Origin of the sequence: Thermodesulfatator autotrophicus (assembly GCF_001642325.1) — a bacterium.
Lineage (GTDB): Bacteria > Desulfobacterota > Thermodesulfobacteria > Thermodesulfobacteriales > Thermodesulfatatoraceae > Thermodesulfatator > Thermodesulfatator autotrophicus.
Map to the genome: position 1 here is coordinate 1 of NZ_LSFI01000016.1, position 14,848 is coordinate 14,848.

The window sequence follows — 14,848 nt, forward strand, 5'->3', positions numbered from 1 at the left end:
TTTTCGGACACAATTACTGAAATACTACCCAGCAGGAAAGTACGACTTGTAATGATAGGAAAAATATTGAGAGCACTTTTACATTACAGGGTATTGTCACGTGGGACGAGTCGTCGTGGCGATCTCTGATCCCTTCGCTACTGCTCAGGATAAAGATTACTTTGCCACTTTGTGGCTTGCAAATGACAGGGAAAGGGACTCTCAATGACAGAAAAGGAATTCTCAATGACAGGGAAGGGGCTAGCGGTGATAGCCCCAAAATAGTTACCGGTTATGGTCATAAAAATAAAAACGAGAGGCCCGAAGGCCTCTCGCTTAGGAGGAGGGAGAATTAAGCTCCTAAGCAGGATTTTAGGTCTGTTTCAGGGTCTGAAATGGGTTTTATGTCATATTTTTCAGCCAGAAACTTTAATACATTGGGAGAAAGAAAGGCTGGAAGACTTGGTCCAAGATAGATGTTTTTTATCCCCAGGTAAAGCAGAGTTAAAAGAATAGACACGGCCTTTTGCTCATACCAGGAAACAATAAGCGAAAGAGGGAGCTCGTTTACATCTACATTGAAAGCCTTGGCCAGTGCCAGTGCTACCTGAATAGCCGAGTAAGCATCATTGCACTGCCCCATGTCAAGCAGGCGTGGTAATTCTCCGATAGTGCCAAGATCTTTGTCAAAAAAGCGAAATTTGCCGCAACCAAGGGTTAAAACCACGGTATCTTTAGGTGTTAGTTCCACGAACCTGCTGTAGTAGTTGCGGCCGGGCTTGGCTCCGTCACAACCGCCTACCAGAAAGAAATGCTTAATGGCACCGCTTTTTACCCCTTCAATAACTTTATCTGCCACGGAAAGCACAGTTTCATGGGCAAAGCCTGTTAGCACCTTGCGGCCGTTAGCATCCTCTTTAAAGCCTTCCATCTTCTGGGCCATATCTATAACTTCTGAGAAGTCATGACCTGAAATATGTTTTACTCCAGAAAAGGCCACCGGTCCCATGGTGAAAACCCGATCTTTATAAGATTCTTTGGGCGGCATAAGGCAATTGGTGGTCATGACAATAGGTCCAGGGAACTCAGGAAACTCTTTTTGCTGATTTTGCCAGGCAGTACCGTAATGGCCGTAAAAATGCTCAAACTTTTTGAGTTCAGGATAACCATGAGCCGGAAGCATTTCCCCGTGGGTGTAAATGTAGATTCCTTTGCCTTCGGTTTGCTTGAGAAGTTCGTATAAGTCCTGCAAATCATGGCCAGAAACCAGGATAGCCTTGCCAGCTTTATGTCCCAGAGGGACTTCCGTAGGCTTGGGAACACCGAAGTTTTTGTGGTTGCCCCGGTCAAGCAGTTCCATAGTTTTTAAATTTACTTTACCAAGCTCAAGCACCATGTTTACCCAATCTTCAAGGCCCAGGTCGTCTGATTCAAGGGTGGCCAGGGCTCGGTGTATGTATTCATAGACCATGGGATCCTCTTCACCGAGCTTGGCAGCGTGATACTGGTAAGCGGCTATCCCTTTTAAGCCGTAAATAGTGGTCAGCTTGAGAGAGAAAATATCAGGATCTTTGGCCGTTTCAGGGCGAGGTTCAATTTGTTCGGCTGTTTTCAAAAGTTCCTTATGGTCTTTCGGAGGGTTAAAGCTTGCTGAGCCATCTTCTGGAACTTCTCCGTTTTTAGCCTTAACCTTTTCTTTGAGCTGTTCTCTTAGCTCAATGGCTTTAAAAATGTAGTTTTTGATAGACTCAGGGTCAAAATTAACGTTGGTTAAGGTGGTAAAAAGGGCCTCACAGGTAAAAAAGTTTACGTCTTTTTCATCTATTCCCACCTTGCGGCCAGCCTGAGCCACCTTTCCAAGTCCCTGTAAGGCATAAATCAAAAGGTCCTGTAAAACGTCGGTCTCGTGGCTTTTTCCACAAACGCCAATTTTAGTGCAGGCAACACCTTTGGCTGTTTGTTCACACTGATTACAAAACATTATCTCTACCTCCTAATCTTATTTTCCTACAAAATAACTAGGAACTTTATAGGAGGCCTTGACCTATATCAAGAAATAAAAATTTCTTGGGGAAAAAGTTTTTTAAGACTACCACCTGGGTAGCGCAAGGCCCAGAGTCCTGCTTCCCTTGCGCCCAAGACATCGTCGTTTAAGTTATCCCCTATCATTAGGGCTTTTTCTGGTGGAGTATTAAGTTTCTGGCAGGCAAGTTCAAAAATTTGTGGGTCAGGTTTCATCAGGCCCACTTCACAGGATACGATAACATCTTCAAAGAAATGGCTGAGCCCAAAGGCCGAAATAAGGCGGATAAGCCTTTCGTCCCAGTTAGAAATAATAGCCAGCCTGCGGCCAGAGGCCTTAATAGCTGAAAGTGTTTCTTCGGTATCTGGGGACAGGCGAAAATATTCAGGCCTGGCAAAAATCTCATATCCCTTTAGATAAGCGGTTTCTGGGTCTTTGAGTTCGCCAAAGTGGCTAATAGTTTCTAGAAAGACCTTTCGCCAGCCTTCAAAACAGCTTTCAGGGGAGGCCTCAAAGCTCCCCCGGTGTTTTAAATAGGTTTTTAGAAAAGTTTTATTAAGCTCGTGAGGGTTCACTTTTAACCCAAACTCTTGGCATATTTCTGCATAAATTTGGCCCACAGAGGGGGTGATATGAAAAAGTGTTCCCTCAGCGTCAAAAAATACGGTTTCTATTTCTTGCCAGATGTTTTTGGGAAGCATTATTCCTCCAGAGGCGGTAAATGAGAGCGTAAGTTTTCATAAAAGGCTTGAGGGGTAAGTTCCTCAAAATCAGCTTTTCCCTGCAAGAATTTTCTTACTTCAACGCACAAGTGACATTTACCAGCAAAAAGCTTATTTCCCAGGTTAAAGCCAAACTCCCTTTGGGCAAAAAGAAAAAGCCCATAAGGGCCATCTTCTACCAGAATTTTAATTAACGGAAGCTTGCGATAATCAAATATTTCAATAAAAGAGGGCAAATTTTCTACTTTTCCAAGACTTAAGCCCCCGCAAAAAAGCGGAATATAGTTGCCATAAGGGTCAAAGTGCACGTGGCGTGAAAAAAGTATTTCCTCAGCACAGTTTTTACCAGCAAAGTGTTCTGGAGGATATTTATTAGGAGCAAGGAATCCTAATTCTACGCCTGCCCGGCCTCCAGGAATTAAGGCATAGCCATCCCAAAAGAGACTTCCTGCTGCTTCCGGGCCAAAGACTTCAATCCAGGTCTTTAAAGGCACAGGATTTTCCCGGCCAAACCTGGCTATTAAGTCAATAAACTGCCACATGTAAACGATTACATTTCCCGCTCCAAGAACTTCTTCAGCCGCCCTAATAGCCGTAAGAGACCTTTCAAGGGGGACGGTCTCGGTATGAAAAGGACTCACCGAAATAAGAATGCTCCTCAGGCCTGCCTCTTTAAGAGCCTTTAATTTGGCAAGCCCTGTTTCGTAATCCACGCACCAGCCAGCATTAGTTTCAACGTATTCAAGGGGAAGGCCAAGTTCATTACATTTTTCCACTGCCAAGAGCAAGAGGTCAAAGTTTAAAAAGGCTTCGCCTCCGGCCAGGTGAAAACCTTTAGGGTTTCCTGAAGTTTCTTTTATGCCGCGTAAGAGATTTTCTAAAAAATCGCGAGACATCCAATCTTGCCACCTGGGGCCACAGGCGTAAACACAATGCCTGCACCCGCACTGGCAACGATACGAAAGCATTATGCCGCCAGAGTCAAAAGGCCTAAGCTTCATTTTGCCTGATTTTCTCTATGATTTTGGTAGTAGATATTTCATGTTCAAAAGGAATACGCAAGACTTTTCCACCGTAGCTTTTCACAAAGCTTGCCCCGACAATTTTTTCTTCAGGCCAGTCAGCCCCTTTTACCAGCACATCTGGCCGCAGGGCCTTGATGAGCCGTTCAGGAGTGTCTTCGTCAAAGAGAACCACATAGTCCACCACCGAAAGGGCGCCTAAAACCTGGGCCCTATATTCCTGCGGGTTTACGGGGCGTTTGGGGCCTTTAATTCGCCTGATAGAAGTGTCAGAGTTAAGGCCTACCACCAGAAAGTCTCCCGCTTCACGGGCTCTGGCAAGATAGCTCACGTGGCCGGCATGAAGTAAATCAAAACAGCCGTTGGTAAAGACCATTTTTTGCCCCAGGGCCTTACGCCAGCCTGCCCGGCGGCAAAGCTCTTCCAAGGGCAAAATCTTTTCGGATAAAAGCGATGGGGAAACCTGACGCGAAGTCACAAATAAACGCCGCGCTTGCTCCAGGGCAGAAAAGTCAAGTTCAAAAACGGTGATGCCTCCCGAAGACTCAGCCAGCACTTCCCCCCAGGGGTGAAAGCCAATACTCTGGCCTCCAAGCTCTATGCCTTCCACCTGGCCCCTGGCGTTTACTCCAATACAAAAAACCTGGTTTTCAATAGCCCTGGTGCGCAAAAGTGAATGAAAGTGAGAAAGTCTTTCCCCCGGCCAGGCTGCCAGGCAAAAAAGCACCTGCGCACCTTCAGTGGCAAGTTTCTTGGCAATCTCAGGGAATCTCAAGTCGTAGCAAATAAAAACGCCCAAAGGTATGCCATTTACTTCAAAAGGCGGAAGGAGACGGCCTGGCTTAAAGCCCTTCCTTTCGTCAAAGCCCGGAAAAAGGTTTATTTTCTCGGCCACTTTGGTGATGGATTTTGGTGTTATTAGCCAGGCGGCACTTTTTCTTTCTTTTAGGTTAGCTCCGCCGATAAGGAGAGGGGTTTTTGCTTGTTCCGAAAGGATAACGTAAGCCTTTTTTAAAAAATTAGCGTCAAGGGCCTTTTCATAGCCTGAAATACCCAGTTCTGGTGCAACGAGGAGGTCAGCCTCTGGGGCCTCTTTAAGAAGCTTTAAAAGAGCTGAAAAAGTCTTTTCTGGCTCAGGGTAAAAGGGATATTCCAGTATGCCGACTTTCATGAAAAGGCATTTTAGCCTCTTCTGGTAAGAGTGGCTACTTCTATTTGAGAAGCACCGGCCTTTAAAAGTACGCGGGCACACTCGGCCAGCGTGGCACCGGTGGTAAGCACATCGTCAAAAAGCAAAATCCTTTTTCCTGCTACCTGTTCAGGGTTAATGACCCTAAAGGCCTCTTTTATATTTTTTTCCCTCTCTTTACGAGAAAGGCCGGCCTGGGGCCTGGTATTTTTATGGCGAACAAGGAGTTCTTTCACGACGTTTGGGCCAAATATTTCCCTGGCCAAAAACAAGCTCTGGTTAAAACCTCTCTGGGCCAGACGTTTGGGATGAAGCGGCACCGGGCAAACAATAAAACTCGCTGGCAAAGTTAAGAACTTACTAAAGAATCTTCCCATCTCGCGAATTAAATAGATATCTTCCTGGTATTTTAGGGCTTTAATAGCGTTTTTTAATGGCTCTTCGTAAAGAAAAGGAGTTTTCAAAGGGAAGAAGAGTTCATTTTTGCTGAAAACTATGGCTTCATTGCGGGGAAGTTTTTCGCTACAGCTTTCACAAAAGAGCCATTCCTGCTTTTTTAGAAGTCTTTCGCAATTCTGGCAGTAACGGGGAAAAATAAAATCCAGAAAGACCTGCCCTAGTTCTTTTAAACGGCTCCTGTTGAGCCTCCATGCGGATAACCCCATCATTAAATTCCATCGGCAGGAACGATTAATTTTTGATTACTATCGGCAATAAAAAAGTTTTTAGTCATTGCACGAGGCATTACCCGAACAAAACATCTTTTAAGATAAAACTTAAATCTTTAACTTTGTTCCTGCCCCTACTTTGATAAACCCCTCGCCAAAAACTTTAGCAAAGATGGCTTGAGCCTTTTTCCCGGTACAGTGGGAAGGGGCCACATGCGTTACTCCTAAACGTTTCAACTCCCAGGCAAGAGCGAAAACTTCCTCTTCCGGCCTGTTCAACAGATGAAAACCTCCAATTATAAATGATGGCGGCCTTCTAAACAGGCGTTCAACTTCTTGAGCCATGAAAAGAACACCAGGATGGGCACAGCCAGTAAGGAGGACCAAATGGTTTTCTGTTTCAAATATCAGGCCTGCCTCTGGCACGGGTTCAGGGAAGCAACCTGTGGTATAAACTCCAGGGGCTATCTGTAATGGGGAATTAATTTCCTTTACTTTGCCTCCCAGGCGAAAAATTTCGCTTACAAAGCCTTTAGAAAATCCTCCATGTAAGACTACCGTGATATTTTTTAAGTAAGGCAAGAGGCCAAGTAGCCCGCCGGTATGATCCCAGTGAAAGTGTGAAAGGAAAATAGTATCAATAGAATCCAGGCTGACTTGAAAAAGGCCTAAATTGTGAATGAGAGAGGCGGTTTCTGATCCAGTATCAAAAAGAAGGCCAAGGGGAGCTATATAAACGCTATAACCCCATCCAGAAATAAAAGCTGGGTCCTGGGCTTGATTATCAAATACTACATAAAGTTCCATGAAAAAGATTATACAGGACTTTTCAGCAAGGCGACCACAAAAGATTTGTTATTGCGAGCAGGCGAAGCAATCTCGTCACTTTCGGCTCCTTGCAGTGACAAATAGATGCCCCTGTCGCGAGCGATATCGCTTTCTCCGTTTGTTCTGATTAGAAGCAAAGTCCATGATTGTGTGGTATATAGCAAGACAACCAAGGTGAGGAGGTTTTGTTTTTATGGCTGAGATTGTTCAGGTGCCCATTGAAGAGGAACTTAAGAAATCTTATCTGGACTACGCTATGAGTGTCATTGTGGGAAGAGCACTTCCTGATGTGCGTGATGGCCTGAAACCCGTTCAGCGACGTATTCTTTACGCTATGCACGAACTTAAAAACGACTGGAATAAACCCTATAAAAAGAGCGCAAGGATTGTTGGTGACGTAATTGGTAAATACCATCCTCACGGAGATATGGCGGTTTACGATACTCTGGTGCGCATGGCGCAGGACTTCACCATGCGCTATCCGTTGATAGACGGCCAGGGGAACTTTGGCTCCATGGATGGCGATGCCCCTGCCGCCATGCGTTATACCGAAGTTCGTATGGCAAAAATTTCCCACGAACTCCTGCGCGATATAGAAAAAGAAACCGTTGACTTCATGCCCAACTACGACAATACCCTTGAAGAGCCGGTGGTCCTTCCCAGTCGTATTCCCAATCTCCTTATAAACGGTGCTGCCGGTATTGCCGTGGGTATGGCCACTAACATTCCTCCTCACAATCTCGGTGAGGTGATAGATGCCTTGGTGGCCATGATACATAACCCAGATATCACCCTTGATGAACTACTGAAATATATAAAAGGTCCGGACTTCCCTACCGGAGCCTATATTTGTGGGACAGAAGGTATAAAAGAGGCTTATGCTACGGGTAAAGGGTTAATTAAACTCAGGGCAAGAGCCCACATTGAACGCGAAGGAAATAAAACAGCTATTGTTATTACCGAGCTCCCTTATCAGGTAAACAAAGCCAAACTGGTAGAAAAAATCGTAGCTCTGGCTCAGGAGAAAAAGATAGAAGGAATTTCTGAGGTGCGCGATGAGTCAGACCGCGAAGGCCTACGCGTAGTAGTTGAACTCAAAAGAGAAAAACAGGATTTTGCCCCGGTAATTTTAAACCAGCTTTACAAATTAACGCCTCTAGAAACTACTTTTGGCATTATTATGCTGGCTTTGGTTAACAATCGGCCTGAGCAACTTTCTTTGCGTGAACTTTTAGGCCATTTCCTTGCCCACCGTAGAAACGTTGTTATAAGGCGCACTCTTTATGATCTGCGTAAAGCTAAAGATAGGGCCCATGTGATAGAGGGTTTATTAATAGCTCTGGCCAACTTAGATGAAGTAATAGCCTTGATAAAAGCCTCTAAAACTCCTGCTGAGGCTAAGGAAGGGCTTATGAAAAGGTTTGGGCTTACTGCGGTGCAGGCCCAGGCCATCCTTGACATGAGGCTTCAGCGTTTAACAGGCCTTGAACAGGAGAAATTAAAAGCTGAATATGAGGAGCTAAAGCGCCAGATAGCCTGGTTTGAAAAGATACTGGCCGAAGAAAAAGTCCTTCTCAAGGTAATAGAAGACGAACTCCTGGCCATCAAAAAAGAATTCGCTGACGAGCGGCGTACGGAAATCATACCTAAAGCCGAAGAGTTTGCCGTGGAAGATTTAATAGCCGAAGAAGAGGTAGTGGTGACTATTACTCACCGGGGTTATATCAAACGCCTGCCAGTGAGCACTTATCGCAGCCAAAGACGAGGGGGCCGTGGTAAAACCGGAGTAGGGGCAGGGGATGAAGATGTAGTTACACAACTTTATATTGCTACCACTCACGATTATTTCCTCTGTTTCACTAATAAAGGGAAGCTTTACTGGCTTAAAGTTTATGACATTCCTCAGGCCGGGCGTACCGCCAAAGGAACTTCCCTGAGAAATTTGCTACCACTTTCTCAGGATGAGAAAATAGCCACTATTCTTCCCGTTAAAAATTTTCAAGAAGACCAGTTTGTCTTTTTTGCTACCAAAAAAGGCCTGGTAAAAAAGACAGCCCTTTCTGCTTTTGCTAATCCCAGAAGCACTGGAATAGTGGCCGCGGCAGTCAAAGACGGAGATGAACTCATTGCCGCTGGCCTCACTGACGGTAATAAAGAAATTCTCCTGGTAACTCGCAACGGTCAATCTATCCGTTTTCCTGAAGAAGAAGTCAGGGCCATGGGCCGTACCGCTGCTGGGGTGAAAGGTATAGAGCTTTCAGCCAACGATGAAGTAGTTGGTTTAGAAATACTTGACCCAGGAGATGAGGCCAGCCTCCTTACGGTAACTGAACTGGGTTATGGCAAGCGCACCAGTCTAAAAGAATATCGCCTCCAGGGCCGGGGAGGCAAAGGTATTATTGCCATGAAGTTAACCAACAAGACCGGAAAATTGGTGGGATGTGCTCGGGTTTGCGATGAAGATGAAATAATGCTTGCATCCACGGCGGGAAAAATAATAAGACTAAGGGTTAAAGATATTCCGGTGCAGGGACGGGCTACTCAGGGAGTGCGTCTTTTCATGATGGCCGGTGGAGAAAGGATAGTCTCGCTGGCTAAACTTGCTGAAAAAGATTAAACTGGATTATAAAGGGCGTCTCGCTCTACAGGTTCAAAACCTGCTTCACGAATGAGACGCTCAATTTCCTGACGGGAGAGGGCTTTATCGCCCTGAGCCCCGGAGAAATCGCTTATTTTTTCTTCATAGACCGTGCCGTGGAGATCATTTGCGCCAAAATGAAGGGCCACCTGGGCCAGTTTTAGGCCAAGAAATACCCAGTAAGCCTTAAGGTGAGGAATATTATCAAGCATGAGCCGGGCGGTGGCCATCATTTTCAAATCCTCAAAGCCGGTGGTAGGGGCTACATCTCTCCTCAAATAAGACTTTTGAGGCAAAAAGGGCAATGGTATAAAACAGAGAAAACCTTTAGTTTCATCCTGAAGTTCTCTTAATGCTAGCAGGTGTTCTATCCGCTCTTCATAAGTCTCCAGGTGGCCATAAAGCATGGTGGCATTAGAGGGAATACCTAATTGGTGGGCGGTACGAGCTATCTCTAACCAGCGCTTTCCCGAAATTTTTTCCGGGCAAAGTTTTTTTCTGATGCGCTCGGCAAAAATTTCCGCGCCGCCTCCAGGGAGGCAGGAAAGGCCGGCTTCTTTTAAGTCCTTCAAAACTTCTTCTACGGTTTTGTTAGCCAGTTTGGCTAGGTGTTCAATCTCCACACAGGTAAAGGCCTTAAGTTGGACCTGAGGAAAATTTTTTTTGATGGTTTTTAACAGGTCAAGGTAATATTCGTAAGGTAATCTGGGGTTTAATCCCCCTACAATATGAATTTCTCTTACAGATGAAGGATTTTCCTTAAGTTTTTTAACGATTTCTTCGATACTTAATTCGTAGGCTTCAGGGTGTTCTAAGGGTTTGCCAAAGGCGCAAAATTTACACAAATTAAGGCAAATGTTTGAATAATTTACGTGCTGGTTGAAAACATAGTATACTTTTTTAGAATGTAGTTTCTCTTTAACCAGGGATGCGAGGTAACCAAGGCCAAGCAGATCATTGGTTTTTAAAAGATTTAAGCCGTCTTCAAAAGAAAGGCGGAGATTATTTTTAATTTTTTCGTAGATGTTTTTAAGGTTTTTATCTAAAAATTGGGGCATATTTAAGGGCTAACAAAAGTTTATGGCTATGGCAAGACGCAAAAATAAACGGGAATTTTTAATTGGTGAAGACTTTTTTAAAGTTGAAAGGGAAAAGGCTCGCAAACTAAGGCAGACTAAGTGGTGGCGGCGCAAATGTGCTTCAGGTATTTGCTATTATTGCGGCCGAAAATTCAAGCCTTCAGAGCTTACTATGGACCACTTAATTCCTCTGGCTCAAGGCGGAAGGTCTGTAAGAGAAAATTTGGTACCAGCCTGTAAGGAATGTAACAACAAAAAAAAGTATCTTATGCCCTGGGAGTGGGAGGAGTATCTTAATCGCCTAAGAGGGGGTTTAAATAATGAAAACTAAAATTACTGTACTTTTACTTTTTGGTTATTTATTAATTCTTTCCAAAGCCTGGGCCGCCAAAACTGAGTTTGACGAATATATTATTGGGCCAGGGGATGTTTTAGAGATAATTGTCTGGAAAGAGCCTGACTTTTCTCGAGACATAACTGTCCGGCCTGATGGGCGCATAACTTTGCCTCTAATTGATGATGTTATGGCTGCGGGCAAAACTCCTATGGAACTTAAAGAAGAAATTCAAAAAAAACTGGAAGAATATATTGATTTACCAGTAGTAACGGTGGTTGTTAAGGGGATAAATAGTAAATTTTATTACATGATAGGAGAGATCAGAAATCCAGGGGCTTATCCTCTCAGTAAGCCTACTACTATCCTTCAGGCGTTATCTCTAGCCGGTGGTTTTACTGAATGGGCAGCTAAAGATAAGATCAAAGTTCTGAGGTTCGATAAAGCTACACGAAAAATATTGCTTTTTAATTATGAAAAGGCTTTAAAAGGGAAAGAAATAAATGACTTTTATCTTTTACCTGATGATATAATCTTGATTCCTTGATATGGAGGAAAAAATGTATTTTTTAATTTTATCCATTATGTTTTTAGTAATACCATCACTGGTGATGGGGCAGAGCCATTTCTATTCTCTTTCTTTATTTTTAGATAATGAATATACTGATAATCTTTATTTAGACAAAGAACACAAAGAAGATGACTTTGTGTCCAATGCTGGTTTTTTGTTTTCTGCAGCTAGGTCGAGCCGTGTCTCTTCTATGAATCTTTCTTATAGTTTAAGTCGTTCTTTCTATTGGAGTCAGGGTGAAAATGATTCTTTTAGGCATAACCTATCTTTAGGTTATAATAGATCTCTTACTAAAAAATTATCATTTGATTTTCGTTCCATTTACTATCGTACCGAAGAGCCCATAGAGCCTGATCGAGAGGTTTTTGAAGAAAGATTAGGCAAAAGAGAGCCTTATTATCGTATCAATTCATCTGCTAATATTAGTTATGAATACTGGAAAAATTCTTTTATAAAAGCCGGTCTTTCAATTAATTACTTGCAAAATGAAGATCCTACCGTAGAAGATTCTAGAATCTATAATGAATTTGTTTCTATTTCAAAAGATTTTGTTAAATATTTTTCCGAGTTGCGACTATCCACTACTCAAAGAGAATTTGAGACAACGGCACCAGTAGAAACCTGGCAGATATCTTTTTCTCAGGGCTATAAATTAGCTCATAATAAAAACGTATCTTTCCGGTTTTCTTTTGATAAAACTCAAGATAAAGACCCCCAGGGAGAAGACTACAAAACATATAATATTTCTTTAATGTACGCCTGGCAACCGACAAAGACGGAAAGTTATCACTTTTCCTTGGGTTATTTCTGGAAAAATTCTGATGATAAAGGAAATGACGAAGATGGAATTAGTTTTTCAGTGGCTTATACGAAACGTTATAAGTTAACTACTTATAGCGTTTCTGGTTCTGGAGGTTATAGATATCAATATGGAGAGGCTCAGAATGAAGGTTTTACTAAATATTATGATCTTTCTTTAAGTGCTTCCCATAAAATAAGCAAAAAAATGACAGGAACTATCAACCTAATATATAGATGGGAAGATGATCAGGAAGAGATTAAAAAAACTTATGGTTTTAACTGTAGTTTAAGCCGAACGATAACAAAAAATCTGTCAGCATCTCTTACTTACTCTTATCGCCAAGTAGATTCTGATAACCCTAATGATGAATATGAAGTTAATTCTTTATTCTTTAAAATAAATTATTTGTTCTGGCAAGGTAAAGGCTTGCCCTGGCTTTAAAAGGAGTAAGGTATGGTTAAAATAAAAGATTTACAAAGACAGATTGATATTTTGTACATTATAACTTTTCTTTGGCGCCGTAAGTGGATAATAATTTTTTCTTTTATTCCAGTTTTTGCTTTTGTTCAATGGAAAGTTTTAAACACCCCTAAACTATATGAAGCCCGTGTAGTTTTAACTATTTCACCTCAAAAAGTGCCTTCTTCTTATGTTAGAACTACTGTTTCTGGAGATATGGAGGCTTTTATTCATTCTATCTGGCAGGAAATTACCAGCAGAAGCAACTTAGAATATTTAATAAAGGAATTTAATCTTTATCCACAAGCTGTAAAAAATTTGCCTATGGAGACAGTCGTAGAAAGAATGAGAAAAAATATAAAAGTTCAGCGGCCAAGGGGTGGTAGAAGAAATGTTTTAGTTATTAGTTATACCTATTATGATCCAGTTTTGGCGGCAAAAGTAGTTAATAAAATTGCCAATACTTTTATTGAAGAAAATTTGAAGCTTAGAGAGGAACAGGCAAAAACTATTACAGCTTTTTTGGATGAAGAATTGACTAATATAGAAAATCAATTGCGTCAGCGTGAAATGGCTATTCAAGAATATAAAAAGAAATATATGGCAGAACTTCCTGAGCAAAAACAGTCTATTATTGCAATTTTACAGCGCTTACAGAAAGAATATGAAGCTTTACAGTTAAGAAAAGAAATGCTCCAGGATAGAAAAGTAGCTATTTTAGATCAGTTAAAAAAGGCTAAAAATGAGCAGAATATGCTTTCTCAAGCAGTTGAAGGAGATTCTCAGGATTATAAAGCTAGTCTGGATTTTTTAAAGCAAAAATATGAGGCTTTATTAACAAAATATACCGAAAAACATCCCGATGTTGTTCGTCTAAAGCGCCTTATAGAAAAGAAAGAAGAAGAAATGAAAAAATTAGAAGAGGAAGGAGAAAGCCCTAATACAGTAATAGGTCAACTTAAGTCCCAGTTAAAGGAAATAGATAGCGATTTATCTAAAATAAATGAATTGATAGCTGAAACTAAAAATAAAATAGTTTTGTATCAAAAGAGACTAGAAAATATTCCTAAAAGAGAACAAGAATTAACTGATCTTACTAGGGACTATAATAATTTAATGAAAACTTATCGTATGCTGCTTGACAAAAAGATTCAAGCAGCGATGGCAGAAACTTTAGAGAAAAGGCAGCAGGGTGAACAATTCAGGATTATTGATCCTGCACGTACTCCTGAAGTGCCTGTTTCTCCTGATGTTAAGAAAATGCTGGCCATGGGTTTTATAGCTGCGGTAGGGCTAGGTTTAGGTTTAGCGGTATTATTGGAATTTGTTATTGATAAGAAAGTTTATGACCCCTCTCTACTGGAAGCTGGTTTTGAAGTAAAAGTTTTAGCAACTATACCAGCTGTGGTTTTAAAAAGAGATAAAATCAAATTGATGTGTAAGAATTTGCTGTTATCGCTATTAGCCTGTTCTGGTTTAGCTGTTAACGCTTTTTTGGCTTATAAAATTTTTTCGGAGATGAGTTTTTAAATGCACTATCGTTTTTGGGGTTTATCTAGAAATCCTTTTGAGATCCATCCTGATCCTGATTTTCTCTATCTGGGAGATCAGCATCGGGAGGCTCTTTCCCACTTAAAATATGCTGTTTTAGCGAAAAAGCCCTTTCTGCTTTTAACGGGTGATATAGGGGTAGGGAAGACCACTTTGCTTAATTATTTTTTAAGGGATTTAAAAAAACGCAATGATGTCGTTCTGGTTCCTGTTTTTAATCCTAATCTTGATGTTAACGACTTTTATTCTCTTTTAGCTAAAGAATTATTTAGGAATGAATGGAAAGATGAATCAAAATCTGTTTTTCTTTTTAGGTTCCGTGAAAAACTCAGTAAATTTCATAATAAGAATAAAATTTTAGTCCTGGTTATAGATGAAGCCCAGTCGGCCAGCATTTCTCTTTTAGAAGAATTACGTCTTTTGGCTAATGTAGCAGCTGAATTCCCTGCTATGGTTATAATTTTAGTTGGTCAACCGGATTTATTCCAAAAGCTTGAGGCCCCCGAGCTAACCTCCCTTCGCCAGCGCTTATCTTTTAGGTATCACCTGGGGCCTTTTAAGGATTTTAAAGACGTTAAAGATTATATCGCCATGAGACTTATTCGGGCAGGTTCTCCTCGTAATCGTATATTTACTGACGATGCCATTGAACTAATATTTGAATACTCTCAGGGTATTCCGCGGGTTATAAATATTTTGGCTGACCATGCCATGATTAATGCCTATTTAAAAAAAGAATCTCTGGTGCAGAAAGATAGTGTTTTAGAAGCAATAAAAGAAGTGAAACACCTTATTCCGTCTGAAAAACAAAATCAAAGATTTACTTCTCCGGAAGAGCGAAAAAGTTTCAATTGGAAGTTTTTATTACCTTTTATTTTTGGCCTTATTTTGACGATTATATTAGTAACCCTCTGGTTGGATTTATGGAATATTGAAACAATAAGTTCTTTTTGGGCTGGTTTAATTGAACATTAAAATCGGAG

General features: G+C 41.6%; 13 protein-coding genes and 1 pseudogene. 6 read left to right on the plus strand and 8 right to left on the minus strand.

Features of this window, described 5'->3' with window-relative positions; translation table 11 throughout:
- Positions 1-331 precede the first annotated feature (331 nt).
- The 7 genes and pseudogenes from hcp to TH606_RS04110 all read right to left on the minus strand — a co-directional run bounded on the left by hcp (position 332) and on the right by TH606_RS04110 (position 6,410).
- Positions 332-1,960: a hydroxylamine reductase gene (gene hcp / locus TH606_RS04085; RefSeq protein ID WP_068541528.1), complete on the minus strand. Its 1,629-nt coding sequence runs from the start codon at positions 1,958-1,960 to the stop codon at positions 332-334.
- Positions 1,961-2,028: 68 nt separating this feature from the next.
- Positions 2,029-2,703, minus strand: a complete 675-nt coding sequence (locus tag TH606_RS04090; RefSeq protein ID WP_068541530.1) for an HAD-IA family hydrolase — start codon at positions 2,701-2,703, stop codon at positions 2,029-2,031.
- Complete coding sequence (locus TH606_RS04095) at positions 2,703-3,725, minus strand: radical SAM protein (protein ID WP_068541531.1); 1,023 nt, start codon at positions 3,723-3,725, stop codon at positions 2,703-2,705. The genes TH606_RS04090 and TH606_RS04095 overlap by 1 nt, the downstream gene beginning before the upstream one ends.
- Positions 3,715-4,182, minus strand: coding sequence for a D-glycero-beta-D-manno-heptose 1-phosphate adenylyltransferase (rfaE2, locus tag TH606_RS12075; protein ID WP_068541622.1), 468 nt, complete (start codon positions 4,180-4,182; stop codon positions 3,715-3,717). Before rfaE2 ends, TH606_RS04095 begins: the two co-directional genes overlap by 11 nt.
- Before the next feature lie 63 nt (positions 4,183-4,245).
- Positions 4,246-4,917, minus strand: a pseudogene (locus TH606_RS12080) (carbon-nitrogen hydrolase family protein); the annotation flags it as partial.
- A gap of 11 nt (positions 4,918-4,928) precedes the next feature.
- Positions 4,929-5,603: a ComF family protein gene (locus tag TH606_RS04105; RefSeq protein ID WP_082863506.1), complete on the minus strand. Its 675-nt coding sequence runs from the start codon at positions 5,601-5,603 to the stop codon at positions 4,929-4,931.
- 108 nt (positions 5,604-5,711) lie between these two features.
- Positions 5,712-6,410, minus strand: coding sequence for an MBL fold metallo-hydrolase (locus tag TH606_RS04110; protein WP_068541535.1), 699 nt, complete (start codon positions 6,408-6,410; stop codon positions 5,712-5,714).
- A 214-nt stretch (positions 6,411-6,624) separates the two neighbouring features.
- Here TH606_RS04110 and gyrA point away from each other — a divergent pair, with 214 nt between their 5' ends.
- Positions 6,625-9,048 carry a DNA gyrase subunit A gene (gene gyrA / locus TH606_RS04115; RefSeq protein ID WP_068541537.1) on the plus strand — a complete coding sequence of 808 codons (2,424 nt, stop codon included), beginning with the start codon at positions 6,625-6,627 and terminating at the stop codon, positions 9,046-9,048.
- Here gyrA and mqnE read toward each other — a convergent pair.
- Entirely contained in the window at positions 9,045-10,127 is a 1,083-nt protein-coding gene (gene mqnE, locus TH606_RS04120) for an aminofutalosine synthase MqnE (protein ID WP_068541539.1), read from the minus strand. The genes gyrA and mqnE overlap by 4 nt on opposite strands.
- Positions 10,128-10,149: 22 nt before the next feature.
- On the opposite strand from mqnE, the gene TH606_RS04125 reads away from it, so the two are divergent.
- From TH606_RS04125 to TH606_RS04145, 5 genes are read left to right on the plus strand one after another with little or no spacing between them, the layout of a single operon-like run.
- Positions 10,150-10,479 (plus strand): HNH endonuclease, encoded by a 330-nt coding sequence (locus TH606_RS04125; RefSeq protein ID WP_068541541.1) that lies wholly within the window; start codon positions 10,150-10,152, stop codon positions 10,477-10,479.
- Positions 10,469-11,029: a polysaccharide biosynthesis/export family protein gene (locus TH606_RS04130; protein WP_068541543.1), complete on the plus strand. Its 561-nt coding sequence runs from the start codon at positions 10,469-10,471 to the stop codon at positions 11,027-11,029. The genes TH606_RS04125 and TH606_RS04130 overlap by 11 nt, the downstream gene beginning before the upstream one ends.
- Positions 11,030-11,042: 13 nt before the next feature.
- Positions 11,043-12,296, plus strand: a complete 1,254-nt coding sequence (locus tag TH606_RS04135; RefSeq protein WP_068541545.1) for a porin family protein — start codon at positions 11,043-11,045, stop codon at positions 12,294-12,296.
- 12 nt (positions 12,297-12,308) lie between these two features.
- Entirely contained in the window at positions 12,309-13,844 is a 1,536-nt protein-coding gene (locus TH606_RS04140; protein ID WP_068541547.1) for an XrtA system polysaccharide chain length determinant, read from the plus strand.
- Positions 13,845-14,840: an ExeA family protein gene (locus TH606_RS04145; RefSeq protein ID WP_068541550.1), complete on the plus strand. Its 996-nt coding sequence runs from the start codon at positions 13,845-13,847 to the stop codon at positions 14,838-14,840.
- Positions 14,841-14,848: the final 8 nt, after the last annotated feature.

Coding starts and splice junctions, on each gene's coding strand:
- hcp (WP_068541528.1), bottom strand. CDS start 1,960: ATGTTTTGTAATCAGTGTGAACAAACAGCCAAAGGTGTTGCCTGCACT.
- TH606_RS04090 (WP_068541530.1), bottom strand. CDS start 2,703: ATGCTTCCCAAAAACATCTGGCAAGAAATAGAAACCGTATTTTTTGAC.
- TH606_RS04095 (WP_068541531.1), bottom strand. CDS start 3,725: ATGAAGCTTAGGCCTTTTGACTCTGGCGGCATAATGCTTTCGTATCGT.
- TH606_RS04105 (WP_082863506.1), bottom strand. CDS start 5,603: ATGATGGGGTTATCCGCATGGAGGCTCAACAGGAGCCGTTTAAAAGAA.
- TH606_RS04110 (WP_068541535.1), bottom strand. CDS start 6,410: ATGGAACTTTATGTAGTATTTGATAATCAAGCCCAGGACCCAGCTTTT.
- gyrA (WP_068541537.1), top strand. CDS start 6,625: ATGGCTGAGATTGTTCAGGTGCCCATTGAAGAGGAACTTAAGAAATCT.
- mqnE (WP_068541539.1), bottom strand. CDS start 10,127: ATGCCCCAATTTTTAGATAAAAACCTTAAAAACATCTACGAAAAAATT.
- TH606_RS04125 (WP_068541541.1), top strand. CDS start 10,150: ATGGCTATGGCAAGACGCAAAAATAAACGGGAATTTTTAATTGGTGAA.
- TH606_RS04130 (WP_068541543.1), top strand. CDS start 10,469: ATGAAAACTAAAATTACTGTACTTTTACTTTTTGGTTATTTATTAATT.
- TH606_RS04135 (WP_068541545.1), top strand. CDS start 11,043: ATGTATTTTTTAATTTTATCCATTATGTTTTTAGTAATACCATCACTG.
- TH606_RS04140 (WP_068541547.1), top strand. CDS start 12,309: ATGGTTAAAATAAAAGATTTACAAAGACAGATTGATATTTTGTACATT.
- TH606_RS04145 (WP_068541550.1), top strand. CDS start 13,845: ATGCACTATCGTTTTTGGGGTTTATCTAGAAATCCTTTTGAGATCCAT.